Here is a 26,382-nt window from a genome sequence, read left to right as displayed (position 1 = left end):
TTGGGCTCGGCGGATGCCTTGGGCCTGGCGGACTCCTGTGGTCTGGCGGATGCCTTGGGCCTGGCGGACGCCTGTGGTCCGGCGGAAGCCTTGGGCCCAGCGGACTCCTCGGGCCCGGCGGACGCCTGCGGTCCGGCGGACGTCTCCGGCGCGGCGGACCCCGGCCCGGGCGGCGGCCGCGCCTCAGTCCGGGGCCGGTCGGGGCCCGCCGGGCCGCAGGCGTGTCAGCCAGCCGCGCAGTGCGCCGCGGCGGATCCGGCCGAGGTCGTCGCGGGGCAGTGCGCCGACGATCTCCAGCCGCGTGGGCAGGAAGGCCTCCGCGACGCCCCGGGCGGTGAGGTGCTCGCGCAGCTCGGCCGGACCGGGCGGCCGGTCCTGCGCGGTCGGGACCACGACCGCGCAGGGCAGCTCCCCGTGCTCGGGATCGGTGTAGGCGACGACCGCGGCCTCGTGGACCCGGGGGTGGGCCAGCAACTGCTCCTCCACCTCGGCCACCGGCACCATGAAGATCGCGCCGGTCCGCATCCCGGCCCTGGCCAGGACCCGGATCCCGCCGTGCGGGCCGGCCTCCGCCAGGTCCCCCGTGTCGAGCCAGCCGTCGGCCCGCTCCCAGGTCGCCACCGGCGCCGGGGCCCCCTGCCCCCACGTGGCCAGGCAGACCGACGGCCCGCGCACCGTGAGCGCCGGCGTCCCGTACCCGGCGGACACCTCCAGCCCGCGCAGCGGGCGGAAGGCGTCGCCCTCGTCGGGGGTGTCCCCGGTGAGCGCGCCCATGCCCAGCTCCGGGGTCCCCCACACGGAGAGCACCGGTACGCCGAACACCGCGCGGAGTTCGGCGGCGAGCGGCGTCGGGGTGCTGGTGCGCCCGCCGGACAGCACCAGCCGCAGCCGGTCCAGGTCCCGGGGGCGGCGCTGCTGCGTGGTGAGCAGCTCGGAGAAGTAGGCGGGCTCCGCGTAGACCTGGTCCACCCCGGCCGCCGCCATCAGGTCCAGGCACCGGCCCGGATCCCACACGTCCTGGTAGACCCCCGTCCCGCCGACCGCCAGCGGCCAGCACACGGTGTAGATCAGCGAGGCCAGCGAGGTCAGCGGCAGCGTGCTGAGGAAGACCTCGCGGGGCCGCCGCCCCGGGCCGTCGCCCTCGTGCTGGGAGGCGACGTTGGCGTACAGCGTGTTGGGGGAGTGCAGCACCGAGGTGTAGGCGTCCCGCAGGCCCATCACGCTGATCAGCAGGGCGGGCCGGTCCGCCTGCCCGCCGCGCGGCCCGCTCCGCCTGCCCGCCTCGGTGCGCTCGTGCGCGGTGCTCCGGAAGTACGCCGCGAAGTCGACCGACCCCGTCGCCGCCGCGTCCCCCACGACGACCCGGTGGCGCAGCCACGGCAGGCGCGGGGCGAGGTCCGCGAGGGCCTCGGCGTGCGCGTAACCCTCCCACACGTCGGGCACCACGCAGACCCGGGCCCGGGTGCTCTCCAGGATCCGGTGCAGCCCGTGGGCCCGTACGGTCGGCAGCACCGGCACCGCGACCGCCCCGGCCCGCAGGCAGGCGAGGGTCAGCGCCGAGGTCTCCCACCAGCTCGGCAGCTGGTAGGCGACCGGGTCCCCGGGGACCACCCCGAGCGAGACCAGGGCGGCGGCGAACCGGTCGACGTACACCGCCAGTTGGGCGTACGTCAGGGTGACCCGGCGCCGGTCGGCGGGCCGGTGGGCCCGCTCCGAGACGATCGCCGGGCGCTCGGGCGCGGCGGCGGCCGTACGGTACAGGTCGTCGAGGAAGGTCTCCGGGCGCCACCATCCGGCGGCCCGGAACCGCGCCGCGACCTGGGCCGGCGCGGTGAGGTCCAGGGGCCTGCCGTGCACGGCACCGAGGCCCTCCGCCGCGGGGTACGAGGGGGAGTCCGTCAGGCCCATCGGCCCACCGCCCCGGCGACCTGCACGCGCGAGGTGCACCCGAGCCGGCGCATCACCTGGCGGACGTGGTTGACCACGGTCCACTCCGAAATGTCCAGCCTGGCGGCGATATGACGATTGGTCAGTCCTTCCGACACCAACAGCGCCACCTGGACCTGCCGCGGGGTGAGCGACTGCGCCTCGGCGACCGCCCCCGACGCCGGGCGGCGCGAGGCCGCGGGCGCCGAGAGGGCCTCCGCCACCGCCGCGGGCGCGCTCATCCGTACCCCCTCCGCCCACGCCGTGGCGAAGTCGGACCAGTCCAGCCGCGCGCTCAGCTCCGTACGCGCCCGCTCGGCCTCGGAACGCCACTCGTCGGGAACCTCGGCGCCCGTCCCGGCCCGCAGGGTGTCGGCCGCCGCCAGCAGCCGCACCGTCCGCGGCCGCTGAACGGGCGCCGTGCGCAGCAGGAGCAGGGCGAACTCCTCCAGCAGGTCCGGCAGTTCGGTCCGCTCGCCGATCGCCCCGTACAGCCGCAGGGCTTCCCGCAGCGCCCGGTCGGCCCGGCCCGGCTCCTCGTCCTCCAGTGTCAGCGCCGCCGAGGTCCGCAGCGTGCCCGCCAGGCCCCGCCCGTCCCGGATCCGCCGGAACGCCTCCTCGGCCCGGTCCAGCAGCTCCCGCGCCTTGCGCCGGTCGCCGTCGGCGCGCAGCACGGCCGCGAGCGAGGCCGCCGCCCCGGCCGCGCCCCCCGTGACACCCATGGACTCCAGGGCGTTCAGCGCGGTCACCAGCACGGCCCGCGCCCCCGGTGGATCACCGGCCTTCAGCAGCGCCGTACCGAGGTGGGCGGAGGCGAGCGCGTTCTGCCGCCGGTCGCCCACGGCCTTGCCCAGCGCGAGCGCGCGCCGATGGCGGTGCACGGCCTCCTGCGGATCGCCCAGGGCGAGCGCGAACAGCCCGGACATGTCGGCCAGCCGGGCCCGTACGGTGTCCGGCAGCGGCGGCCCCGCCGCCTCGGCCGCGCCGTCGCACCACTCCAGGCCCTCCCGCAGCCGCCCCTGCGTCAGCCAGGGGAGCCGGCAGCCGAGGACCAGGGCGGCGGCCGCCTCACCGTCGCCGCGCTCGCGAAGCCGTCGCAGGGCGGCCGTCACGTTCGCACCCTCGGCCGCCAACTCCCGCAGCAGGCGTTCCTGTTCGGTTCCGTTCAGGACGGGCAGCGAGGTGGTCACCAGCTGCCGGTAGCGTTCCGCGTGCGCGTCCAGCACCGCGCCGTCGCGGCCCGAGTCCGCGAGCGACGCGCGGCAGTGGGACCGTACGGGTTCGGTCACGGCCAGCCTCAGCTCCCCCTGCTCCTCACCCACCACGGCCAGCAGACCGCGGTCCAGCAGGGTCTCGACGCCTGCTTCCGCCGACACCCCCGCCGCCGACAGGCCGAAGCCGGGCTCGTACACCGAGAGCCGCTCCAGCAGGGCGCGGACCGAGGCGTCCAGCCCGCGACAGCTCCACTCGGCGAGCGCCGCGAGCGAGCGGTGCCGCTCGGGCGCGTGCGCGGGTCCGCCGGACAGGACGGTCGTACGGCCGCGCAGCCGGGCCGCCAGCAGGTGGGGAGGCAAGAGCCGCACCCTGCGCGCGGCGAGCTCGAGGGCGAGCGGCAGGCCGTCGAGCAGCGCGCAGATCTCGGCGACGGCCGCCGCGTTCTCCAGGGTGAGCGCGAAGGCCGGGTCGGCGTCCCGGGCCCGGCGCACGAACAGCGCGACCGACGCCACCTCCCGCACCTCGTGCGGGTCGGCCGCGCCGTCCGCGGGTCCCGGTACGGGCAGCGGCGCCAAGGGCAGCAGCTGTTCCCCGTACACCCCGAGCGGCTCCACGGCGGTGGCCAGCACCACCACGCGCGGATCACCGGCGAGCGCCGCGACGGCCGCGGCGGCGGCCGGGCGCGCCTCGTGGTCACAGCCGTCGAGCAGCAGGAGGACCCGGCCGTGCTCCTCGGGCCCCGAGGAGCACAGCCGCTCGTTCCCGGCGGCCCACCGCGCCGCCGCGTCGACCACCTCCACCCGGGCGAACTCCGCGCCGAGCTCCCGTACGGCCTCCGCGGCCAGCCGGGTCTTGCCCACACCGGCCCGCCCGGTCACCGTCAGCAGCCGGACCGAGGGGTCGCGCAGCCGCTCCCGCAGCGCGGCGGCTTCGAGTTCCCGCCCGACGAGCTCCGTCACCGGGCCGAGCGCTACCGACATGGTTCTCCGTACGTTGCGTAGAGGGCGGTCGAGTGGTCAGGGGCCGGGTCGGGTCCGGGTGCCGGGTCCGGGTGTCGTGCCGGGGTGCCGTGCCGGGGTGTCGTGCCGGTCACGAGCGCACCCCGGCCGGCTGGATCCGCCAGAGCCCCGGACGGATCTCCACGGCCCGCCGCGCGGCGGCGCCGCCACCGGCGGTCGCGGACAGGGCCCGCAGCGAACGCCTCGCGTACACCTCCAGCCGCTGGTCGCGCAGGGCGCCCGCCAGCGTCAGGCACTCGCCGAACCAGGCCCGGGCGGTCTCCGCCGCCTCCGGCCCGTCCTGGGCCAGCGCGAGCAGCGCCCGGGCGCGGCTCGCCTCGTAGCGGCCGCGCGTACGGCCGGGCGCCGGCAGGGCGGCGAGGGCGGGCTCCAGCAGAGCGGCCGCCTCCGCCGCCGAACCGGCGTCCAGCCGCAGCTCGGCCAGGCCCACCAGGGCGCGGGCCGTCTCCTCCTGGTCGCCCGCCTCCCGGGCGTGCGCCAGCGCCCCCGCGTACAGCTCGTGCGCCCGTTCCGCACGCCGGTACTGCCAGGCGAGGTCGCCGAGCGCGCGCTCCATCCGGGCCTGCGCCGACCGGTCCGCGCACCGTACGGCGGCGTCCAGGGCCAGGGTGTAGGCCGCCTCGGCGTCCTCCTCCACCCACCCGCCCGTGGCGTCCGTCAGCCGTACCGCCAGCGCCCACAGCCCCGCCTCGTACGCGGTCCGCGCCAGCCGTACGAGCCCCCGCGCGTCGGCGTCCGCCGGCCGGCCCGGCTGCGCGGCGGCCGCCGCGTACGCCCGGCACACCCGCTCCGCCGCCGCGCGCCGCACCTCGGGCGGCTCCTCCAGGGCCAGCCGCTCCACCCCCAGCAGCCGCAGCAGCTCCGGTAGGTGGCAGCCGTCCCGGTCCACCGCCAGCAGCCGTTCGTCGGCCAGCACGTCCAGGACCGCCGCGGCCCGCGGCTCGGCCAGGTCCAGCGCGGCGGCGGCCTGCCGGGCGCCGAACCGGCCGGGCGGCAGCAGCGACAGCAGGCGGAACGCCCGCCGCTGGGCGTCCGGGGCCGCCGCGTAGGCCTCCAACAGGCGGGCCCGGACGTCGACATCGCCGGCCCGCAGCGTGTCGAGCCGTCCGCCCTCGTCCCGCAGCCGTTCCGCCAGCGTGGCGGGCGTCCAGTGCGGCCGGGCCGCGAGCCGGGCCGCGGCGGCCCGCACGGCGAGGGGGAGCCCGCCGCACAGCCCGGCGATCTCGTCGACCGCGCCGGGTTCGGGAGCGGAGCGGCCCCGCTCGGTGAACAGCCCGGCGAGCCGCCGCGACTCCTCGGGACGCCACGGTCCGAGGACCACCGGGCGCAGCCCCGGGAGCCCGGCGGGCACGCGGCCCGCGGTGAGCAGCAGCGCGGAGCCCGGCGCGAGGGGCAGCAGGGGCCGTACCTGGGTCTCGGAAGTGACGTGGTCCAGGACCAGCAGCACCCGGCGGCCCGTCAGGGGTGCGCGTCCCAGCCGGTCGAGGATCTCCGCCCCGGTCGGCGGCGGCCCGGAGCCGCGGCGCAGGTCCAGGAAGACCTGCCCGTCGGGAAAGGCGTCCGCCACGCGGTGCGCGGTCTCCACCGCGAGCGCCGTCTTGCCGGTGCCCGGCAGGCCCGTCACGGCGACGCAGCCACCCGCGGGGGCGGACCGCAACAGCTGCTCCAGCTCCGCCAGTTCGGCCGTGCGGCCGGTGAAGTGGGGGTCGGCGGGGGGCAGTGCCCCGAGCGCCGGGGACCAGCCTTCCGCACCGTCGGCCGGGGCGGCGGCCGCGGCACCGGACCTGACGGCCGACCCGGCAGCCGACCTGGTTCCGGTTCCGGCCGTCGACAGCGCCGGATCCCCTTCCAGAATCCGCCGCTGGAGCTGCCGCGACGCGGGGCCCGGCTCTATCCCGAGCTCCTCCACCAGGGTCCGCCGCAGCATCGCGAACACACGCAGTGCCTCCGCCTGCCGCCCGCACCGGTACAGCGCCACCATCAGATGGGCGTGGAACTCCTCGTGCATCCGGTGCTCGGCGACCAGCTCCTGGAGCTCCGCCACCAGCTCGCGGTGCAGCCCGAGGTGCAGCTCGGCCCGGATGCGCTCGTCGAGCACGGTGGAGCGCGCCTCGCCCAGGCGCACGGCGGCGCCGTCCAGCAGCGGCCCGTGCGGGGTGTCCGACAGCAACGGCCCCCGCCACAGCGCGAGCGCCCGCCGCTGCAGGTCCGCCGCAGCGCCGAAGTCCGCGGCCCGCAGGGCCTGGTGGCCGCGGCGGGACAGGTCCTCGAACGCCATGGTGTCCAGCGCGTCCGGGCCGACGCGCAGCAGATAGCCCGGGCGCCGGGTGACCAGCGACTCCCGGCCGTTCGCCGGATCGGCGCTGCGGAGCGTCTTGCGCAGGTGCGACACGTAGACCTGGAGCGTCGTCGTCGCGGTACGCGGCGGCGCCTCCGGCCAGAGCTCGTCGATGAGGCTCTCCGAGGACACGACCTCGTTCGCGCGGACCAGCAGTGTCCCGAGGACGACCCGCAGTTTGGCGGCCTGCGGAGCGTACGATGCCACCGGGCCGCTGTCCGTGCTGCCGTCCGTACTGCCGCCCGTGTCGCCGCCCGTGACCTCCAGCGGGCCCAGAATCCCGAAACGCATCGTCCTCAGTAGTCCTGGACCACGGAGGTGCGGGCCTCGGCCACCGCGCGGCGGCGCTGCGTCAGGGTGAGCGTGACCGGTACGGAGGGCCGCCCCACGCCGTCGCGCCCCAGCGGCCCGGCCACCGCCACGCAGCGCAGCGGCAGATCGAGGTCCGCCTGCCCGCGGAAGTGCACCTGGCAGGCGCCGATCGCGCTCCGCGCCGGGTTCAGCCCGTGCGCCCGGCCCGCGGCGAGCAGCGAGGTCTGCCGCAGTGCCTCCATCAGGTGCAGTCCGGAGAGCTGCCCGTCCTCGCCCGCGAACACGGGGCTGATCCGCCGGGAGAGCAGCCAGGTGCTTATCCGGCCGCGCGCCACGTCGGTCGGTTCGCTGATCACGGTGTTCCCGGGGGCGTAGCGGCCGGTCTCGGCGGAGTCGGCCGGCCGCAGCGGGCCGTCCGGCGCGTCGTCGAGCTCGGGCGCGGCCCGCAGCGCCTGCCGGGAGTGCTCCAGGTGCCTGCGGTAGAGCTTCGGCATGAGGAAGACCAGGCCGGCGGCGCCCGTCGCGCACGGACGGCCGTCGATCACCACCTCCAGGTGGAAGTCGAGTCCGCGCGGCACCTCGTCGACCACGTTCGCCGGGCGGGCCCTGATGTGGGTCTCCATGGGTACGGGGCCGGCCGGCGCCCCGTCCGTACGCCAGGCGGAGAGGTCGGTGAGGTCGAGAGTGAAGCGGTAGAAGAGACCGGGGCGGTCTTCCGGCACGCCGAAGTAGCGGTGGCCGACGAACTCGCCGATCTCGCGCATGGTCTCGGTCGCGATCTGCAGATCGTGGAAGTGGCCCGGACCGTCGTTGAAGAGGGGGTGCGCGACGGGGGTCGCGCCGACGAGGGTGAAGTTCTCCTCGCCCAGGCTGGGGACGTCGAGACCGTAATGGGCCCGCGAGGGCGGACGGTGGATCAGGTGCCGGGCCGCCGCGGCCCCCGCGTGTCCGTGGACGGCGGGGGGCGAGGTCGTGCTGTTGTCGACTGTCATGTCCCTCTCCTAACTCTCGCGTCATGGTGGAGCGGTGGTCGAGCGGGCAGCCAGCCGGTGCCGTTGGCAGGAAAGTGCATGGCAGGAACTCATCCGTTCCGCACCGCCCCGATCCGTGTCCGGGGCTTTAGCCACGTCCAAGGGGGAGGGCGGACCCTGCCGTACGAGAGCCCCGCCCCCGGGACGTCCCCCACCCCCTGGGCGGGGCCTTGCTCTCCGCCCGCTCGACCGGTCCCGGAAGGGAGCCCCCGATGGCCACCACAGGTCGCGACACCGACACCGCGCGGCCGGCGGCACCGGCGGGTCCGGTGGGTCCGGTGGCCGCGGCGGCCGGCCCGGCGGGTACGGCCGGTCTGTCCGCCCGGCTCCGCTTCGGCTACGCCTCGGGATCGCTCGTCACGGGAACGTTCACCACCCTCCCCGGCCTCCTGCTGCTCCCGTACCTCACGGACACCCTGGGGGTGGGCGCCGCGCTGGCCGGCGCGATCGTGTTCGTACCCAAGGCCTGGGACGCCTTCCTCAACCCGCTGGTCGGCCGGGCCAGCGACCGCACCCGTACCCGCTGGGGCCCGCGCCGCCCGTACGTCCTGTGCGGCGGGCTCGCGATGGCCCTGGCCTTCGCGCTGACCTTCGCCGGCCTGCTGCCGGGCACCGGCGGCGCCTGGCTCACCGCGGCCGGATACATGCTCACCGCCACCGCGTTCGCCTTCTTCCTGGTGCCGTACGTCGCCATGCCCGCCGAGCTCACCGACCGGCACCAGGACCGCATGCGCCTGGTCGGCGGGCGGGTCGCCGTCATCGGAGTGGCCGCGCTGATCACCGGCGCGGCCGGGCCCGCCCTCGTCGACGCCGGGGGCGGCGGGCTCGCCGGACACCGGTGGATGGGGGTGTTCGGCGGGGTGGTCATCGCCCTCGGCGCGCTCTGGGTCTTCGCCGGAACATCCGGAACGTCCGGAACGTCCGGCGCGGGCCGGGGCGGCCACGCCGGTGCGCACGCCGGCGCCCGCGTCCTGGAGAGCGAGCCGAGCCTACGCCGCCAGTTCGCCGCCGCACGCGGCAACCCGGCCTTCATGGCGCTGCTGCGGTGCGTGGTCGTCCAGTCCGTCGCCACGGGCGTCCTGCTCGCGGGCGCGCCGTACTTCGCCGAGCACGTCCTGCGCGACTCCTCCGGCGTCGGCGCCCTCGTCGCCGCGTTCGTCGCGCCCAACCTGCTGACCATGCCGCTCTGGTCGCGGCTGCGCGCCGGCCGCCACGGCTACGCCGTCGCCTCCGCCCTGTTCGCCGCCGGCTGCCTGCTCTTCCTCGCCGCCCCGGCACTGCCCGAGGGCGCCGTACTGCTCACCATGGCGTTGGCCGGCACCGGCCACGCGGGCCAGCTGCTCTTCCTGTACGCGATGCTGCCGGAGCGGATCGCCGAGGACACCGCACGTACCGAACGCCGCCGAGCGGGCATCCTGTCCGGCCTGTTCAGCACCGGCGAGGGTCTGGGTGTCGCGCTCGGCCCCTTCCTCTACGGCGTGGTGCTCCAGCTCTGCGGCTACGTCTCCTCCGGCACGGGCCGGGCCGCCGAGCAGACCCCGACCGCCGAACTCGGCATGCTGGCCGGCTTCGCGCTGATCCCGGCCGTGGCGACGGCGGCGGCCGTCCTCCTGCTGCGCGCCGGCGACCGGCCGGACCGCCCCTACTGACCCCTCATCAGCAGTGGTGCGACGACACGGGTATGCGGGGCACCGTCCGCGCAGGATGATGGGACGATCATGACTCGCGGGCTTCGGGGGATGCTTTCGTGACGTACACACAGGAGTGGGACACAGGCCAGGTCGGTTTCGGGCCGGAGGTGCGGGCCCTGATCGAGGAATCGCTCGTCCCCGACCCGGCCACCCCCGACCCCGGCCGGGACGCCGCCGTCCCCGACGCCGCAGTCGTCGTCCGGTCCGGCACCTATGTCGTCGACCCGCCCTTCTTCGGCAACGGGGACATCGGCCGGGTCGCCGTCTGCGGAGCCGTCAACGAACTGGCCTCCACCGGAGCCGAAGTCCGCCGCATCGCCCTCGGCATCGTGCTGGAAGCCGGACTGCCGCTGGACCTGGTGCGCAGGCTCACCGCATCCGTACGCGCCGCGGCCGCCGAGGCCGGGGTCGCCGTCGCCGCGGTCGACACCCAGGTCGTCCGCGCGGGCGAGGCCGACCGGGTGTTCGTCACCGCCACCGCGTTCGGCGTGCGCAGCGGCCCGCCCCTGGACCTCGGCTCGGTCCGCCCCGGCGACCGCATCGTGGTGACCGGCCGCCTGGGCAGCCACGCCGCCCACCTGGTCTCGCTGCGCGACGGGCTCGGCTACGAGCACCACGTACCCAGCGACTGCGCCCCCCTGGGTGACCTGCTGCGCACGGTGGGACCCGACATCCGCCACGCCCGGACGGTGGTCGCGGGCGGCCTCGCGGAGGTCCTGCGCCAGTGCGCCGCGGCCCGCGGCCTGACCCTGCGGGTCGAGGAGGCCGCCCTGCCCGTACGGTACGAGGCCCGCGTCGCCCTCGGCGCCCGCGGCCTCGCCCCCCTGGACGCGGCCTGCGCCGGGTGCCTGTGCCTGTTCGTCGCCCCGGAACGCACCCCCCAGGTCCTGACCGCGCTGCGCGCCCACCCCTACGGCCGCCACGCGACCGTGGTCGGCGCGGTCACCGCCGACGCCCCGGGCGAGGTCGAGTACCGCACCCCGGACGGCCGCCTGCACATCCGCACGGTCCCCTCGGGCTCGGTCCCCGAACGCCTCCTGTGAACGGGCCGAAGCGCGCGCGAGGGCCAAGTCCGTTGCGTGAACAGTCGGTTGATCCACGTATGGCAAGCCCCGCGGCGGCATATGCTCGGCCCGCACGTACGGACGCAAGGACGTCCGTACGCATGCGCGTCCGAACGCCTCGCGAGCCGTAAGGGGACCGCCCCGTGAGTGTCCGCATCCAACCCACCTCCCAGGTCGACGAGACCGCCGAACTCGGTGAGGGGACCACAGTCTGGGATCTGGCGCAGATACGGGAGGAGGCCCGGCTCGGGCGCGGGTGCATCGTGGGGCGCGGGGCGTACGTCGGACCGGGCGTGCGCATCGGGGACAACGTCAAGCTGCAGAACTACGCGCTCGTGTACGAGCCCGCCGAGCTCGGCGACGGGGTGTTCATCGGCCCGGCGGTGGTGCTCACCAATGACTTCTACCCGCGCGCGGTCGACCCCGACGGCCGGCTGAAGCGCGGCGACGACTGGGAGGCCGCCGGGGTCGTCGTGGCCGAGGGGGCCTCGCTGGGGGCCCGCTCGGTGTGCGTGGCCGGGGTGCGCGTCGGGCGCTGGGCGCTGGTCGCGGCCGGCGCGGTGGTGTCCCGGGACGTACCGGACTTCGCGCTCGTCGCGGGGGTGCCCGCCCGCCGGATCGGCTGGGTGGGCCGGGCCGGCGTCCGGCTGGTGGAGCGCGCGGACGAGCCGGGCGTATGGGAGTGCCCGCGCACCGGCGCGCTGCACGACGAGAAGGACGGCACGCTCGTCGAACGCATCTGACGGAATGTCGGCAATTTAGGGCATCGGCATTTCCTCAAAACCACAAACAACGAACAACCGTAGGCATACCGTGTCCCTGCACACGGGATCTGAGCAGGCAACAGGCCTTGTTCAGTGGGGGGTTGTACACGACGAGGGCACCGCGGGCAGTACGCCGCGCGGCGCGGTTCCACCGCGCCCGCGGACGCTGCCGTTCACGCGCTGCCCCGGTCCGACGGCATCGCTGGGGGGTCCAGACGCAGCCGTCGGACGGTTCGTGCCATCGGTGGGAGGACACCGGCGGCACGTGCGCCGTCATGCGCGATTCCCCTCCGCGGAGCGACGACCGCCAGGTCCGTCCGAGGAGCGATCAGAGGGGGTAGGTGTGTTGGAGCCGAACAGCTCGGACATACGGGGTGCGCGCAGCACCCGGGGAGTCGGGGTGGGGACCCGATGACCGCCGCACGATTAGGAGCACTGGCCCGCGAGGACCTGCCGCTGCACTCCCTCGCCGAACGGCTGCTGGCGCTGGCCGAGGCGGGACTGCCCGCGATGTACCTGCCGGGCGCCGAGACCTTCGTGTTCACCCGGGTGGGGACGGCCGCACCCGACGGCACCCGCCGCCTGGAGCGGCGCGGGACCAGCACCCGGTACGCGGCCATCACCGCGCTGGGCGCGCGGTTCCTGCCCGAGGACCGGCAGCGCGCCCTGTTCGGCGGGCGCACCGCCGAGCAGTTCGCGGGGCTGCTGGTGGAACGGCTGCCCGGGGTGGCGAACCTCGGTGACGCGGCGCTCATCGCCTGGGCCGCCGCCGAGACCGGCCACCCCAAGCAGTCCGACGCCCTCGAACGGGTCGCCGCGCTCGACGTACCAGGGCAGCCGCAGTACACCGTGGAGGCCGCCTGGGTGCTCTCCGCCCTCGTGGCGGCCCGCGCCGCGGTGGACGTGGAGGACCGCCTCGCGGCCGCCCGCGACCGGCTGCTGGCGGCCAAGGCCGCCGACAGCCCGCTCTTCCCGCACGCCACCGGGCCGGGGCTGGTGCCCGGATACCGCTCCCACGTGGCCTGCTTCGCCGACCAGACCTATCCGCTCCAGGCGCTGGCCCGGCTGCACGCGAGCGGCGACGACCCCGAGGCCCTCGCGGCCGCCGACGCGTGCGCCGCCCGCATCTGCGCTCTGCAAGGGGACGGCGGACAGTGGTGGTGGCACTACGACGCCCGCCACGGCACCGTCGTCGAGGGCTACCCCGTCTACAGCGTCCACCAGCACGCCATGGCCCCGACCGCCCTGTTCGACCTGGCCGACGCGGGCGGCACCGACTTCGGCGCGGAGATCCGCCGTGGCCTGCGCTGGATGACCGAGGTGCCCGAGCTCGCCGGGCCCACCGGAACCCCGCGCGAGCCCATGATCCGCGAAGACTTCGACGTCACCTGGCGCAAGGTCTACCGCGGCGACCCGAAGAAGGCCGTCCGCGCCGCCCGCGGACTCACCACCCGGGTCGCGCCGCGCGCCCGGCTCGCCCCGCTGGACACGCTCTTCCGCCCGGCCTCGGTGGACCGCGAGTGCCGCCCGTACGAGTTCGGCTGGATGCTGTTCGCCTGGCTCGGAGGGCTGCCGAGATGACGCAGACACACAGACCGTCCCTCTTCGGGATCTCGTTCGACGCCCTGACCATGGACGAGACCGTACAGCGCTGCCTCGAGGCGGTACGGCGCGGCGAACAGATCGAGATCGGCATGGTCAACGCCGCGAAGCTCGTCAACATGCGGCGCGACCCCCGTCTCGCCGAGGCGGTCGCGGGCTGCGACCTCGTCCTGGCCGACGGCCAGGCGGTCGTCTGGGCCGGCCGCCTCCTCGGCGTCCGGCTGCCGGAACGGGTCGCGGGCATCGACCTGTTCATGCGCCTGCTCGCCGCGGCCGAGACCGCGGACATCCCCGTCTACCTGCTCGGCGCCGAACAGCGCGTCCTGGAACTCATGCTCCGCCGGATCTCCGAGCGCTTCCCGAAGCTGCGGGTGGCCGGCAGCCGCAACGGCTACTTCGAGGACTCCGACCAGGAGACGATCGCCGACGCCATCGCGGACAGCCGCGCCCAGCTGCTGTTCCTCGGCATGACCTCGCCCAAGAAGGAGATCTTCACCGCCGGCTACGGCAAGCGCACCGGCGCCCACGCCGTACACGGCGTCGGCGGCTCCTTCGACATCCTCGCCGGCATCACCAAGCGCGCCCCGCTGGTCTGGCAGCGGATGGGACTCGAATGGTTCTACCGCACCCTCCAGGAGCCGCGCCGCCTCGGCAAGCGCTACCTCACCACCAACGCTGCCTTCCTCCTCATGACGGTCCGGGAACTCATCCACCGCACCCCGTCAGCCGCCCGTTCCGCGAACAGGAGTCACTGATGCGCGTCGTCGTCGTGGGACAGGGATACGTCGGCCTGCCCCTGGCCGTCCGGGCCGCCGAGGTCGGACACCAGGTGGTCGGGTACGACGTGGACGCGCGGCGGGTCAAGAGCCTCGCCGCCGGTGAGTCGTACGTGGAGGACGTCTCCTCGGAACGGCTGAACCGGGCACTGGAGCTCGGCACCTACCGGCCCACCGAACTCGCCCGGGACTGCGGCGGCTTCGACGTCGCCGTCGTCACCGTCCCGACCCCGTTACAAGAGGGTGCTCCCGACCTCCGCTACATCGAGGAGTCGGCGCACACGCTCGCCCGGTACCTGCGCCCGGGCGCGACGGTCGTCCTGGAGTCCACCACCTATCCGGGCACCACCGAGGAGCTGTTCGCGCCGATCCTGGAGGACGGCTCGGGGCTCACCGCGGGAGTCGACTTCCACCTGGGCTACAGCCCGGAGCGCATCGACCCGGGGAACGCCGTCTGGGGCTTCCAGCAGACGCCCAAGGTCGTCTCCGGCGTCGACGCCGCCTCGCTGAAGGCCGTCGAGGCCTTCTACGGGGACCTCGTCGACACCACGGTGCCCGTGCGCTCGCCCAAGGAGGCCGAGCTGGCCAAACTGCTGGAGAACACCTTCCGGCACGTGAACATCGCACTGGTCAACGAGATAGCGATGTTCGCCCGCCACCTCGACATCGACGTGTGGCAGGCCATCGAAGCGGCGTCGAGCAAGCCCTTCGGCTTCATGAAGTTCACCCCGGGCCCCGGCGTCGGCGGCCACTGCCTGCCGATCGACCCCTCGTACCTGTCCTGGCGGGTACAGCGCGAACTCGGCCAGAGCTTCCGCTTCGTCGAGCTGGCCAACGACATCAACAGCCACATGCCCGAGTACGTGACGCGCCGCGTCATCGACGCGCTCAACGCCAAGCGCCGCTCGGTCAACGGCTCCCGGGTCCTGCTGCTCGGGCTGGCGTACAAGAAGAACACCGGCGACGCCCGTGAGTCGCCCGCCGTGCGGATCTCGCAACTGCTCCTCGACATGGGGGCCAAGGTGCGCGCGGCCGACCCCCACGTGGTGGAGAGCATCAAGGTCGACGCCCGCCTCGTCCGGGTCGAGCCGACCCGCAAGGAACTGGCGGCGGCCGACGTGGTCGTCCTGCTCACCGACCACGACTCCTTCGACTACGGGATGATCACCGAGCACGCCTCCTTCGTCCTCGACTGCCGCAACCGGGTGTCCGGACCGACGGTGGAGGTGCTCTGAGCCATGACCGTGACGAAGATCGTGTGCGTCGCCGGAGCGCGGCCCAACTACATGAAGATCAAACCGGTGATGGACGCACTGGAGCGCCGCGGCGCCGAGGTGGTCCTCGTCCACACCGGCCAGCACTACGACGAGTCCATGAACGACGTGTTCTTCCGCGATCTGGGCATCCGCACCCCCGACCGGTACCTGGGCGCCGGTTCCGGCACCCACGCCCAGCAGACCGGGCGGGTGATGGCCGCCTTCGAGCCGCTGCTCGACGAGGTGGCACCGGACGCGGTGGTCGTGGTCGGCGACATCAACTCCACCCTGGCCTGCGCCCTGGTGACCGCGAAGGCCGGCCCGCTGCTGGCCCACGTGGAGGCGGGCCTGCGCAGCCGCGACTGGAGCATGCCGGAGGAGGTCAACCGCGTCGCCACCGACCGGGTCAGCGACTACCTGCTGGCCCCCTCGCCCGACGCCGCCGCGAACCTGCGGACGGAGGGCTACCGGGACGACCAGATCCACGTCGTCGGAAACGTCATGATCGACACCCTCCTCGCCAACCTGGACCGCGCCAGGGAGTCGGACGTCCTGGACCGGTACGGGCTGACCCGGGGCGGATACGGCCTGGTCACCCTGCACCGGCCGGCCAATGTGGACGACCCCGCGGCCCTCGGCGGCCTGCTGAAGGCCCTGGGCGAGATCGCCGGCCGCTGCCCGCTGCTGCTGCCCGTGCACCCGCGGGCCGCGGAGCGGCTGGCCGAACTGGGCGTGCCCGGCGGCATCCGGCTGGTGCCGGCCGCCGGATACCTCGACTTCATCGCCCTGCAGGACGCCGCCCGCGTGGTGCTCACCGACTCCGGGGGCATCCAGGAGGAGACCACCGCGCTGGGCGTGCCCTGCGTGACCCTGCGGGAGAACACCGAGCGGCCCATCACCGTGTCCGAGGGCACCAACGTACTGGCGGGCACGGATCCGGAGCGCATCGTGGCCACCGTGAACCGGGTGCTCGACGATCCGCCCGCCCCCCGGTGCCCCGAGCTCTGGGACGGCCGCGCGAGCGAGCGCATCGCCGAGGTGCTGCTGTCCGGCGGTTCCGCGGACACCCGGCCCAGGCCCACCGACCTCGTCCCGACCGGGGCCGGCACCGCACCGCAGTAACCGTACATTCGAGGGGGAAGACCATGGATCTCGCCGAAATCGGGCGGGTCATGCGCAGGCGCTGGTACGTGCTGCTGCCCGGACTGCTGCTCACCGCGGCGATCGTCGTCGGCGTCCACCTGGTGGTGCCGGTGACGTACCGGTCGCAGAGCACCGTGACCCTGCTCAACTCGCAGAAGGCAACCGTGGCCTACGACGGCAACCCCTTCCTGAGCACGCAGACCTCCCTCACCGGCATGGCCGACGGGCTCGCCCGCAACCTCAACTCCGACGCCTCGCTGGCAGACCTCAAGGCGCTGGGCGTCACCGGAACCCCCGAGGCGAAGATCGCCGACAACGCCCTGGGCCCGTTCGTATGGCTCATCGTCACCGGGAGCGACCCGGAGCGCGTCCTGGACTCGGACCGCAAGCTCACCACCTACGCGGAGAAGCGGCTGACCGAGTTCCAGGCGAAGCAGAACGTCGCCCCCGACGCCATGATCCGGATGGCGACGATCGTGCCGCCGCAGGAGCCGGTTGCCGAGACCAAGACCAGGCTGCAGTACCTCGTCATGGCCGGGGTGCTGGGCCTGGTCCTCAGCATCGTCGCCGCCTTCTACGTGGAGGCGCGCAAGCGGTCGCATACGCCCGGGCCAAGGACCGGGCGCGGGCCGGAGGCCGAGGGCTCCGAGCCGGAGGAGGAGACGACCGCCCCCCAGGAGACGGCCGCCCCTCAGGAGACGACCGCCCCCCTCGCCTCGACCGCGGAACCGGCCGTGCCGGTCGTGGAGGAGACCCTCGCCATCCGGCGGCCGCCCTGCTGGTCCCGGTCCGCCGAGGACGAGCCGGCCGCCGCGGAGCCCACGGCGGCACAGCCCGTCGTGCCCGTGCCGTCCGCCGCCGAGCCGCCCGCCGAGGAGCCGGCCCGCGGACGCCGCCCGCGCCGCACCGGACAGCGAGACCGGTGAGCCGGGCGACGCCCCCGCTCCCCGATGCCCCCTCCCTCGGCCGGAAGGTCCGCTCGGCGGCCCGGTGGAGCCTGGTCAACACCGTCGTCATGCGCCTGGGCAACTTCGCGACCGGCATCGTGCTGGCCCGCTTCGCCCTGGGCCCCGCGGAATGGGGCGTGTACGGCATCGCCCAGACCGTGCTGCTGGTCCTGCTCTCCGCGAACGAGCTGGGCGTGGGTCTGGCCATCGTGCGCTGGGAGGGGGACGCACGGCGGTTCGCGCCGACCGTACTGACCCTCAGCGCCCTCTCCAGCGGCCTGCTGTACGTGGCGCTGTTCGCGGCGGCACCGACGGTGGCGGGTCTGCTCGGCTCGCCGGACGCCGCGGGAGTCCTGCGGGTGATGTGCCTGTGCGTGGTGATCGACGGGGTGGCGCAGGTGCCCGGCGGCTTCCTCACCCGTGAGTTCGCCCAGGGCAAGCGGATGGCCATCGACGGGCTCAACTTCGTGCTCAGCACCTCGGTGACGCTGCTGCTGGCCTTCGAGGGCTGGGGCGCGATGAGCTTCGCCTGGGGAGCCGTGGCGGGGAACGTCGTGACGCTGATCGGCTGCCGGCTGGCGGCACCGGGCACCCTGAAATTCGGCTGGGACCCCGAACAGGCCCGGGCGCTGCTCAGGTTCGGGCTTCCGCTGGCAGGGGCGAGCATGCTGGCCCTCGCGGTGGTCAACGTCGACACCATGGTGGTGGGCGCGACGCTGGGCAATGTGGCCCTGGGCTTCTACGTGCTCGCCTTCAACATCTCCGGCTGGCCCGTGCGGATCATCTCCGAGGCCGCCCGCCGGGTCTCCTTCGCCGGCTTCTCCCGCCTGGCCGACTCACCACAGGCGCTCGCCCAGGGCTTCAGCCGTGCCCTGGGCGTAGTGATCACCGCCACCGTCCCGCTGTGCGTCCTGCTGGCCGGCCTCGCGGGGCCGGCCATCCAGCTGATCTACGGGAGCCAGTGGGCTCCCGCCGCCGCGGCACTGCCCTGGCTGATGGCCCTCGGCCTGATCCGCATCGGCAGCGAACTCGCCTACGACTGCCTGGTCGCGATCGGACAGCGCCGGTCGCTCTTCCTGGTGCAGGGCCTGTGGCTGGCAGCCCTGATCCCGGTGCTCCTCGTCGGCGCCCGCCTGAACGGCATCGTCGGAGCCTCACAGGCCCATGTCCTGGTCGCCGGCGGCATGGTCGTGCCCGTCTTCCTGTTCGCCCTCAGCCGTGGAGGCATCGGTGTCGGCTCGATCGCCAGGGCCTGCGCGTGGCCCTTCCTCGGCGGGGCCGTGATGGCCGCGATCATCCTCGGCCTGCAGCCCCGGCTGGGCGACGGCCCGCTCGCACTCCTCGCCCTCAGCACGATCGCCCTGGCCGGCTACACGCTGTGCGTACTGCCCAGCCGCGACTTCCTGCGCGGCGTCGGCCGCGGCGACCGGCCCCACCGCGGCCGGCACCGGTCGTCCACATCGGTTCGGCCTACCCGACAGGACATGAGGTGAGCCCGATGTCACGGCGCATCAGCCGGAACTCGCTCGCGGGACTGCTGCTCGCAGCCTTACTGGCGGTCCTGGGCGTGGCCTGCTCGGGACCGGAGCGGTCCGCGCCGCCGCACTGCCCGGACGACGCGGCGACCTGCCCCGCCAGCGGGTCTCCGGCGTTACCGAGCGCCGGTCCGCCGACCACGGCCGGCCAGGCGACGGGCAGCCCCGCCGCCCCGCCGTCCCCGACGGGGAAGCCCACCGCGACGGCGGGCGCCGACACCGCGTCCGGCACACCCGGGGCCAAGACCGCCTGCGCCTCACCCGGCGCCTGCGGCTTCCCCGACGCCGGCACCACCGGTCCGCGGATCCCCCTCACGCCCCACGAGACCGGGTACATGGCCGTCCGTGAGAACGGGCTCGTCATCCGGGGGTGGGACATCACCGGCTCGCTCGACATCTACGCGAACGACGTCACCGTCATCGACAGCAAGATCACCTCAGACAACTGGTGGGGCATCAACCTGCGCCCCGGCTACAGCGGCCTGCGGGTCCTGCACTCCACCATCACGGCGGTGCCCGGCAAGGGGCCGGACAACGGCGGCGTGGACTACGCGGTGTCGAACATGGGGACCAGCTCGGTCGAGGTCGGCTGGTGCGACGTCTCGGTCTTCGGCGACGCCCTGGCCATGGGACAGGGCAATCTGCACGACAACTACGTGCACGACCTCGTCCCGTTCGTCAACCTGGGCGGCGAATGGCAGCACACCAACGCGGTGATCAGCGGCGGCGGCAACACCGGGGAACTGATCATCCGCCACAACACCCTGCTGAACCCGAGCAGCCTCGCGCAGGGCGCCTCGGGAAGCATCGGCCTGTTCGCGGACACCGGGGTGGTCCGCAACGTCACCGTCGACAACAACTGGATCGCCGGCGGCGCCTACGCCCTCTACGGCGGCAGCACCGGCGCCACCGGGATCAAGGTCACCGACAACGTCTTCTCCACGCAGTTCCACCCCGCCGCCGGCGGATACGGCGTGGTCGCCCACTGGAACCACAGCGGCGCCGGAAACGAGTGGCGGAACAACCGGATGTCCGACGGGCGCCCGATCCAGCCGGAGCCGGCCCCGTGAGCGGCCTCGCGCGCCGTGTCGCGCGGGCGCCCTGGAACCTGCTCAAGGCGGTGTTCGGCTGGCTGGTGCTCTTCGAGACCAGGAACAAGATCCTGCTGGCCCCCACAGCGGTGCGGCTGCGCCGGATCGAGGACGCCGAGACCCGACGGCTGGCCGCCGACCTGCCCTCGCCGCCCTCGGCGCTGGTCGCCACGGTGATCGCCACCCACCGGCGCCCCGAAGAGCTGCGCGCCGCGGTGCGCTCGGCCCTCGCCCAGACCGTCCGCGACCAGGTCGTGATCGTGGTGGACGACGGGGCGGGACTGCCCGGACTTCCCGACGACCCACGGCTGTTCGCCGTCTCGCTGGCGCACAACACCGGCGTGGCGGGCGTCGTGCGCAACGTGGGCATCCGCCTCACCCGCTCGCGGTACGTGGCGTTCCTCGACGATGACAACCTGTGGGAACCCGAGCATCTGGAACGGGCGTTGGCGGTCCTGGAGCCACCCGGCGGACCCGACGGCGTCTACACGGCGCTGCGCCGGGTCCTCCCGGACGGCAGCGAGAGCGACGTCCTGTCGGTGCCCTACGACCGGCGCCGCGCCGCCCGCGAGGCCTTCCTGGACACCAACGCCTTCGTCGCCCGCCGCAACCGCTCCCTGCATTTCAGCCGTCTGCGCCGGACACCGGAGGTGCTGCCCCGCGAGGACTGGGAGCTGATCCGCCGGTACGGCCGCCGGCACCGGCTGCTCCATGTGCCGCACCCCACGGTCCGATACCTGATGAACCCGGCCAGCTTCTACACGCAGTGGAGACAGCCCAGTTGAGGCTCGCTCCCTTTCCGTTCCGACCACAGGTGGTTGATCCGATGCCCCGATCCCGGGCCCTCCGAAACAAGTTCGTCGACGCACCCGGCTCACTGGGCGAACGACTGCGCATCGCCCGCTGGGAGCGTTTCCAGCGCTGCTTCCCCGGCATCGAGAGCATGAGCGTCGTGGACCTGGGCGGCACGGCCGAGATGTGGCTGCGCGCACCGGTGCGCGCCAAGCACGTCCACCTGATCAATCTGGAGGAGCACCCCGCCGAACTCCCCGACTGGATCACCGCGGAGGTCGCCGACGTCACCGACCCGGCGGTCGCCGCGGAACTGAGCAGCCAGGGTGGCTACGACCTGGTGTTCTCCAACTCGACCATCGAGCACGTGGGCGGCCACAGCCAGCGCCGGCGGTTCGTCGCCGCCGTCGAGTCACTGGCGCCGCGGCACTGGATCCAGACGCCGTACCGCTACTTCCCGGTCGAGCCGCACTTCGTGGCACCCGGCTTCCAGTTCCTGCCACTGGCCGCCAGGACACGTCTGGTACGGCACTGGCCGCTCGTCCACAGCCGTCCCGACAGCCCGGAGTCGGCGATGAACGCCGTGATCAACATCGAGCTCCTGACCCGTGCCGAGATGCGCTACCTGTTCCCCGGATCGGTGCTCCTCGGCGAGCGGGTGCTCGGTGTCACCAAGTCCCTGACGGCCGTACGAACGGAGCGCGCATGCTGAACAACCTGATCAACCGGCACGATGCGGACCGGCTCCTGCGCAAGGTGCGGAAGCTGGACCTGGACCCGGTGCTGGCCAAGCTGCGGGTGCGCGGCGGCGCGCGGGTGGTCCAGCACTGGTCCCAGGTCGACCCGTCGCTGACCGAGTGGTGGGCGATACCCGCGGTCATCAAACGGTGGAACCTGCTGATGACCGGCGACGCGGACACCTCCTTTCCCGAGTACGTGGCCGCCAAGCACTTCGCGCCGCGCACCGATCTGCGCGGCCTGTCGCTGGGGTGCGGCACCGGCGGGAACGAACTGCTCTGGGCGAAGACCGGCGCCTTCGGTCTCCTGGAGGGCGTGGACGTGGCCCAGCAGCGGATCGACTTCGCCACCCGCGCCGCCGCCGAGGAGGGCCTCGCCGACGTCCTGCGCTTCCGGGTCACCGACGTCAACCGCATGGCCGCCGAGAGGGAACGCTTCGACGTACTGCTGGGCCTCCAGTCCCTGCACCACTTCGACCACCTCGACGAGACCCTGCCGCGGCTGTCCCGGCTGATCGAGCCCGGCGGGACGTTCGTGGTCGACGAGTTCGTCGGCCCCACCCGGTTCCAGTGGACCGACGGCCAGCTGGACGCGGCGAACGCGCTGCTGGCCCGGCTCCCCGAGGAGCGGCGGCGGCTGGCCGACGGCCGGATCAAGCGCCGCGTCGTGCGGCCCAGCAGGCTGTCGATGGTGTTGGACGACCCCTCGGAGGCGGTGGACGCGGCGGCGCTGCTGCCGGGCCTGCGGCGCCACTTCGAGGTCGTCGAGGAACGGCCCTACGGGGGCACCGTGCTGCACATCGCGCTCTCCGGGATCGCGCACAACTTCCGTGACCAGGCCCCGGAGACGCTGGAGCTGCTGGAGCAGTGCTTCGCCGCGGAGGACGCGGCCCTACCGGAGGTGGGGCACGACTTCATCGCCATGGTGTGCCGACCGCGGAGCGCGAGCCAGTATTCCAGTGCCGGGTGAGTCGGCTCGGGTCGCTCCGGGCTCTTAGGGGGGTTCATGAGTGCAGTTGAGGTCACCGACGGATCGGACAGGCGGGCGGGCACGCAGGGCGACGGATCGAGGCTCCCCTCGCTGACGGGGCTCCGGTTCGCCGCCGCATTCCTCGTCTTCTGCTTCCACGTCTCGATATCGGGGCTGTTGGCTCCGTCGTCGACGCAACACGCGTTCGCTCGCATGGCGGGCGCCGGCGCTGTGGGCGTCTCGTTCTTCTTCGTCCTCAGCGGCTTCGTTTTGACGTGGTCGGCACGGCAAGGAGACACGGCTCGTGCCTTCTGGCGGCGTCGAGCGGCGAAGATCTACCCGAACTACGTCATGGCCTTCGTCATCTCCCTCGTCGGGCTGTATGCGACCGGCCATGCCGTCGCGTTCCTCGTCGGAGCGGCGAACCTGGGGCTCGTTCAGGCCTGGTGGCCGGACCCGCGCATCTACTTCGGCGCGAACTCGGTCAGTTGGTCGCTCGCGTGTGAGGCGTTCTTCTACGCCCTGTTCCCGGCGCTGCTGCCCGTGTTGAGGCGCATCCGCCCGGAGAGGCTGTGGGCGAGCGCCACGGCGTGCGTAGCGGCCGTGTTCGCGATGCCCGTGATGGCGACGCTGCTGCCCGCCGAGCGGCACTACTGGTTCGTCTACATCTTCCCGCCGGTCCGCTTGCTGGAGTTCGTGCTCGGGATCCTGATGGCGCTCGTCGTGAAGAGCGGGCGCTGGCCGCGGATTCCCGTGTGGTCCGTTGTCGTACTCCTCGTCGTCGCCTACGCCGTGACGCCGTACTTCCCGCCGGACGCGGAAACGTCGGCCGTCACCGCGATCCCGTTCGCCTTGCTCATCCCTGCCGTGGCCGTCGCCGACGTCGAGGGGAAGCCGAGTGTGTGGCGGAGCCGGTCCGCGGTGTGGTTGGGAGAGGTCTCCTTCGCCTTCTACCTGATCCACCAGTCGGTGATCGTGGATCTCATGCGGGGGCTCGGCGCTCAGGGTTCGGCCCCGGCGAAGGCCTGGACGCTCACCGTCGGAGCGCTCGTTCTCTCCGTGGCGCTCGCGGGGCTCATGCACCGGTTCGTCGAGGTGCCCGTGATGCGGCGACTCGGACGCCGGAAAACGCGCCCCTGACGCCGTCGGCCCCGTCCGGGGGAACGCACCTCCCGGACGGGTCGCGATCACGGCCCCGGCGTGGCGCGCAGGGCGCCCGGTCGGGCGAGGGCAGCGGCGGCCGTTCGGCTGGCCGGGCGGCCGAGCGCGGATCGCGAGGTCTCCCGGAGCAGGACAGCGGTGCGGAAGGCGGCCGTGGCCAGGGGGCCGTGCCGGCGCCGGTACAGACGGACGCGGTTGAGGGTGAGCAGGGTCCACAGCCGGGGCGACACCTGGGAGTCGCCCCCCAGGTGTACGGCCTCGGCCGTCGGCTCCAACTGCGTGACATATCCCCGGTCTCGCGCACGGAGGCAGTATTCGGTCTCCTCGGAGTAGAGGAAGAAGGACTCGTCCCAGGAGCCGCAGGCGGCCAGGCAGTCCGCGGAGAGGGCCATCAGGGCTCCGGTCGCCCAGTCCGCGGGCGTCGGCCGCTCGTACGCGGCGGGGTCGGTGACCAGTTCGCTCAGCTGGGGGAAGCGCCCGGCCCGGCGGTTGCCGATGACGGCCTCCCCGAGGGCACGGGTCACGCTCGACTCCCGGCGCAGCGAGTGCACGAGGGTGCGGCCGTCCTCCTCGTACAGCAGCGGCACGCTGATCCCCACGCGGCCGCCACCGGCCGCGGGCGCGCCGAGCCCGTCCACGAGCAGCTTGGCGCAGCCCCGCCGCATCCGGATGTCCGGATTGCAGACGAGGGCCGCCCCGAAGCCGCCCGGCAGGTCGGCGGCGGCCGCGAGGGCGGCGTTCACCCCGGCCGCGTACCCGGCGTTGCGGCCGGTCTGGACGACCGTCGCGTCCGGGGCCAGGGAACGGATCAGCTCCACGGTGTCGTCGGCCGAGTCGTTGTCGGCGACGACGAGCCGCCAGTCGAGCCCGGCCATGCCCTCCGGCAGGGAGCTGAGGAACTCCGGCAGCACCGCCACACTGTTCCAGGTGACGAGAACCACGGCTACCGGACCGGTAGCGGGGGCTGCCGGACGGCGGGAGGCCGGACTGTCGGACCGCATGAGGACTCCAGGGGGAGGGGCTTCGGCGCCGCGCGCCGGATGAAGCCGAGGTGACTGCCGCCGGCGGCGATCGTCAGGAAGAACATCCCGGCGAACATCGGGAAGCTGAGGGCGTCGAAGGTGGCGCTGCTGACCAGGGCGACCAGGGCGGAGGCGAAGAAGGCCTGCCCCAGCTCCCGGTCGGATTCCTCGCGGGCCAGCCGGCGGATGGCGCCGCCCTGGTGGATCCCGGTCAGGAAGAGGGCCAGGAGGGCGGTCAGCCCGAGCAGCCCCGTCTCCGTCAGCGTCAGCATGTACTGGTTGTCGGTGAAGAAGTACAGCTCGGGGATGAAGGTGCCCAGTCCGCGCCCGAACAGGGGCCGTCCCTCCAGGTACGGGATGATCGCGCCGTACTTGACCGTACGGGCCTGGGTGCTGCTGTCGGAGTTGGACAGGAAGGAGCCGAACAGGGTGGTGATGGTCCCGATCAGCCCGGGGACGATCACCTTGAAGCAGGCGACCGAGCACAGCAGCAGACCGATCGCGGACCACCGCCGCTGCGGCTTCCACCGCGGCACCATCACCAGCACCACGATGAGGGCCCCGATGATCGACGTCCGCGACACCGTCAGCGGCAGCGCGCCGCCCATCAGCACCACCGGCACCCAGCGGCGCCACCAGCGCAGGTGGGCCCGTACCGGATCGAAGGCCTGCTGCACGGCGAAGGGCAGCAGCAGGGCGAGCATCCCGCCGAACTCCAGGGGGTGCGCCGTGGTGGAGCGCGGGCGGGTGAAGGCGCCGCGGTCCATGGCGGCGAGCTGGGGGACGCTCGACTGGAGCCCGGGGATGCTGATCTGGTCGGCGATGTTCGTGGCGGTGAAGAAGTCGTAGAAGCCGACGGCGGCCACCACCGCCGCCATCACCACGGCCCTGCGCAGCAGCACGTCGAGCCGGGCCCGGTTCGAGACCGCGGCGGAGACCAGCACCACCAGGGATACCCACACCAGCAGCCCGATCAGCCCGCGGTCCGCGCCGAGGACCTCCTTGCGGGAGGCGCCCCGGGTCGCGTTCGCCACGTACGAGGCCAGCACCGAGACGGCCAGCAGCCACATCATCACCCGGGGCAGCCGGGTGCCCGGGGCGGCCCGGATCCGGCCGGTGAGCCACGCCGCCAGGTACCAGAACAGGCCCAGCAGCGCGAACACGTTGGCCGGCGTACCCACACCGCCCAGCCCCGGCAGCGTCAGACTCGACGGGATGAAGAAGGCCAGCGCCAGATAGCCGGTGAGCAGCGTCACCGCGTCCAGCCGGCGGCCCCGGGCCCGCCTGCGGGCCCGCCACGCGGGCACCCCGCGGGCCGACCCGTCCGCGCGCCGGCGGCGCACCGCCACCACCAGGGTCTCGGTCACGAACGACAGCGTGAACCCGGCCGTGGTGCAGAGGATGATGACGCCCAGCACCTGCTGGTAGCGGGTCTTGAGCTGGGGGCGCGGGATCTGCGGCAGCACCACGGGCGTGGTGTGCACGGCGTACGCGGGCTCGACCTTGGCCGCCGCCTGGAGCGCGCCCAGCTGCTCCCCGGCGAAACCGGTGAGGATGTTGGTCTCCCGCAGCACCTTCTCCCGGTCGGTACCCGTGACGGTCAGCGTGAGCAGCGGGCCCGAGGCGTTCGCGGCGAAGGAGACCGTGTACGGGTCCGTCACCCCGAGGCCGTTCAGGTCCCGCGCCGCGTCCGTCCCCGACAGGGTCCTGATCAGCACGTCCGCGGTCACGACCAGCGAACCGCCCGTATTGGCGATGGGATTGCCGAAGGCAGGGGCCAGGTCGGAGACCGCCTTGGAGTCGATCAGCGCCACCGAGCTCTGCGACTGGTACTCCACCGGCACCGACCGGTAGAGGTGGCCGGCCGCGAGCAGACCGATCAGCGTCAGCGGCACCATCACGTACCAGCGGCGCCGGAGCACCGCGAGTATTTCACCGATGGTCACGAACGCCCCCCGTACGTACCGGATTTGATAGCGAGCCGACACGT

At 73.8% G+C, this 26,382-nt stretch carries 20 protein-coding genes; 14 read left to right on the top strand and 6 right to left on the bottom strand.

Annotated elements, in window-relative coordinates; all coding sequences use genetic code 11:
- Positions 1–183: 183 nt before the first annotated feature.
- From ACGFYQ_RS28410 to ACGFYQ_RS28395, 4 genes are all read right to left on the bottom strand, one after another.
- Positions 184–1,908: an AMP-binding protein gene (locus tag ACGFYQ_RS28410; RefSeq protein ID WP_393748691.1), complete on the bottom strand. Its 1,725-nt coding sequence runs from the start codon at positions 1,906–1,908 to the stop codon at positions 184–186.
- Positions 1,899–4,121: an ATP-binding protein gene (locus ACGFYQ_RS28405; RefSeq protein ID WP_393748689.1), complete on the bottom strand. Its 2,223-nt coding sequence runs from the start codon at positions 4,119–4,121 to the stop codon at positions 1,899–1,901. Before ACGFYQ_RS28405 ends, ACGFYQ_RS28410 begins: the two co-directional genes overlap by 10 nt.
- A 109-nt stretch (positions 4,122–4,230) precedes the next feature.
- Positions 4,231–6,789: a BTAD domain-containing putative transcriptional regulator gene (locus ACGFYQ_RS28400; RefSeq protein ID WP_393748687.1), complete on the bottom strand. Its 2,559-nt coding sequence runs from the start codon at positions 6,787–6,789 to the stop codon at positions 4,231–4,233.
- Positions 6,790–6,794: 5 nt separating this feature from the next.
- Entirely contained in the window at positions 6,795–7,802 is a 1,008-nt protein-coding gene (locus ACGFYQ_RS28395; protein WP_393748685.1) for an AfsA-related hotdog domain-containing protein, read from the bottom strand.
- Between the two features lie 251 nt (positions 7,803–8,053).
- Here ACGFYQ_RS28395 and ACGFYQ_RS28390 point away from each other — a divergent pair, with 251 nt between their 5' ends.
- From ACGFYQ_RS28390 to ACGFYQ_RS28325, 14 genes are all read left to right on the top strand, one after another.
- On the top strand, positions 8,054–9,490 hold the full coding sequence (locus ACGFYQ_RS28390) for an MFS transporter (RefSeq protein ID WP_393748683.1): 1,437 nt from the start codon (positions 8,054–8,056) through the stop codon (positions 9,488–9,490).
- A 98-nt stretch (positions 9,491–9,588) separates the two neighbouring features.
- Positions 9,589–10,575, top strand: a complete 987-nt coding sequence (locus ACGFYQ_RS28385; RefSeq protein WP_393748681.1) for an AIR synthase-related protein — start codon at positions 9,589–9,591, stop codon at positions 10,573–10,575.
- A gap of 164 nt (positions 10,576–10,739) precedes the next feature.
- Positions 10,740–11,339 carry an acyltransferase gene (locus ACGFYQ_RS28380; RefSeq protein WP_393748679.1) on the top strand — a complete coding sequence of 200 codons (600 nt, stop codon included), beginning with the start codon at positions 10,740–10,742 and terminating at the stop codon, positions 11,337–11,339.
- A gap of 432 nt (positions 11,340–11,771) precedes the next feature.
- Positions 11,772–12,941: a hypothetical protein gene (locus tag ACGFYQ_RS28375; protein WP_393748677.1), complete on the top strand. Its 1,170-nt coding sequence runs from the start codon at positions 11,772–11,774 to the stop codon at positions 12,939–12,941.
- Positions 12,938–13,717, top strand: a complete 780-nt coding sequence (locus ACGFYQ_RS28370; protein ID WP_393748675.1) for a WecB/TagA/CpsF family glycosyltransferase — start codon at positions 12,938–12,940, stop codon at positions 13,715–13,717. Before ACGFYQ_RS28375 ends, ACGFYQ_RS28370 begins: the two co-directional genes overlap by 4 nt.
- On the top strand, positions 13,717–14,973 hold the full coding sequence (locus ACGFYQ_RS28365) for a nucleotide sugar dehydrogenase (protein ID WP_393748673.1): 1,257 nt from the start codon (positions 13,717–13,719) through the stop codon (positions 14,971–14,973). The genes ACGFYQ_RS28370 and ACGFYQ_RS28365 overlap by 1 nt, the downstream gene beginning before the upstream one ends.
- A 3-nt stretch (positions 14,974–14,976) precedes the next feature.
- A complete protein-coding gene (gene wecB, locus ACGFYQ_RS28360) occupies positions 14,977–16,116 on the top strand; it encodes a non-hydrolyzing UDP-N-acetylglucosamine 2-epimerase (RefSeq protein ID WP_393748671.1) in 1,140 nt (379 codons plus the stop codon).
- Positions 16,117–16,139: 23 nt separating this feature from the next.
- Complete coding sequence (locus tag ACGFYQ_RS28355; protein ID WP_393748669.1) at positions 16,140–17,063, top strand: chain length determinant protein; 924 nt, start codon at positions 16,140–16,142, stop codon at positions 17,061–17,063.
- Positions 17,060–18,577 carry an oligosaccharide flippase family protein gene (locus tag ACGFYQ_RS28350; RefSeq protein WP_393748667.1) on the top strand — a complete coding sequence of 506 codons (1,518 nt, stop codon included), beginning with the start codon at positions 17,060–17,062 and terminating at the stop codon, positions 18,575–18,577. Before ACGFYQ_RS28355 ends, ACGFYQ_RS28350 begins: the two co-directional genes overlap by 4 nt.
- A gap of 5 nt (positions 18,578–18,582) precedes the next feature.
- Positions 18,583–19,689, top strand: coding sequence for a hypothetical protein (locus ACGFYQ_RS28345; protein ID WP_393748665.1), 1,107 nt, complete (start codon positions 18,583–18,585; stop codon positions 19,687–19,689).
- Positions 19,686–20,495, top strand: a complete 810-nt coding sequence (locus ACGFYQ_RS28340) for a glycosyltransferase family 2 protein (protein ID WP_393748663.1) — start codon at positions 19,686–19,688, stop codon at positions 20,493–20,495. Before ACGFYQ_RS28345 ends, ACGFYQ_RS28340 begins: the two co-directional genes overlap by 4 nt.
- A gap of 41 nt (positions 20,496–20,536) precedes the next feature.
- Complete coding sequence (locus tag ACGFYQ_RS28335; protein ID WP_393748661.1) at positions 20,537–21,214, top strand: class I SAM-dependent methyltransferase; 678 nt, start codon at positions 20,537–20,539, stop codon at positions 21,212–21,214.
- Complete coding sequence (locus tag ACGFYQ_RS28330; protein ID WP_393748659.1) at positions 21,208–22,209, top strand: class I SAM-dependent methyltransferase; 1,002 nt, start codon at positions 21,208–21,210, stop codon at positions 22,207–22,209. Before ACGFYQ_RS28335 ends, ACGFYQ_RS28330 begins: the two co-directional genes overlap by 7 nt.
- A gap of 36 nt (positions 22,210–22,245) precedes the next feature.
- Entirely contained in the window at positions 22,246–23,349 is a 1,104-nt protein-coding gene (locus ACGFYQ_RS28325) for an acyltransferase family protein (protein WP_393748657.1), read from the top strand.
- Between the two features lie 47 nt (positions 23,350–23,396).
- Here ACGFYQ_RS28325 and ACGFYQ_RS28320 read toward each other — a convergent pair whose 3' ends face one another.
- Together ACGFYQ_RS28320 and ACGFYQ_RS28315 are read right to left on the bottom strand one after the other, a co-directional pair.
- Positions 23,397–24,311: a glycosyltransferase gene (locus ACGFYQ_RS28320; protein WP_393748655.1), complete on the bottom strand. Its 915-nt coding sequence runs from the start codon at positions 24,309–24,311 to the stop codon at positions 23,397–23,399.
- A 2-nt stretch (positions 24,312–24,313) separates the two neighbouring features.
- The gene (locus tag ACGFYQ_RS28315; RefSeq protein ID WP_393748653.1) at positions 24,314–26,338 is read right to left on the bottom strand and encodes an O-antigen ligase family protein; all 2,025 of its coding nucleotides are present in this window, start codon (positions 26,336–26,338) and stop codon (positions 24,314–24,316) included.
- Positions 26,339–26,382 lie beyond the last annotated feature (44 nt).

This window comes from Streptomyces sp. NPDC048258 (genome assembly GCF_043201995.1).
Lineage (GTDB): Bacteria > Actinomycetota > Actinomycetes > Streptomycetales > Streptomycetaceae > Streptomyces.
Note: the sequence above shows the minus strand (reverse complement) of the source record. Positions and strands in the feature narration are given on the sequence as shown.